A 458-nucleotide genomic window follows, 5' to 3' on the forward strand; every position below is an offset into this window, starting at 1 on the left:
GTTAAATGCCAAACTGGTATCATATTCAGGTCTAAAGAACTTGCGGAATCTTCTAAATGGATTAACTATGGCTTTGCTAAATTCTTATTTTGCATCTGCCCCGCTTTTTGATTGAATTGTACCTTGTGTCATTTTTGTTCTAGTGATATAATCTAAAACAAAAACGCCTCCCCTAAATGTATTGTGAACAATAGTTCCATCTTCTAATAAAAACAAATGATTATCGTCAACCGCAAAGCCATAATACTTGTCAACGCCTACCGACTTAACGGTAAAGCCACTTAAAAGACTATTGTATTTTCTTTCAACTTTTTGTGCTTGCTTTCTTTTTACCTTAGTTGGGATTAAATGAATATCCCCAAATATTGTAAACAAAGTTGCATTCGCTTTACTTTCTTGTGATTCGTTACAAGAAAAACCTAAAGATTGAATTAACTCTTTTACGTCTTTTAATAATT

At 32.3% G+C, this 458-nt stretch carries 1 protein-coding gene; it reads right to left on the reverse strand.

Annotation, left to right across the window (positions count from 1 at the left end; genetic code table 11):
• Positions 1–84: 84 nt before the first annotated feature.
• Positions 85–458, reverse strand: a 374-nt coding sequence (locus AWU74_RS08345) for a hypothetical protein (protein WP_202966444.1), incomplete at its 5' end; no start/stop codon positions are given.

This window comes from Treponema endosymbiont of Eucomonympha sp., assembly GCF_001028545.1.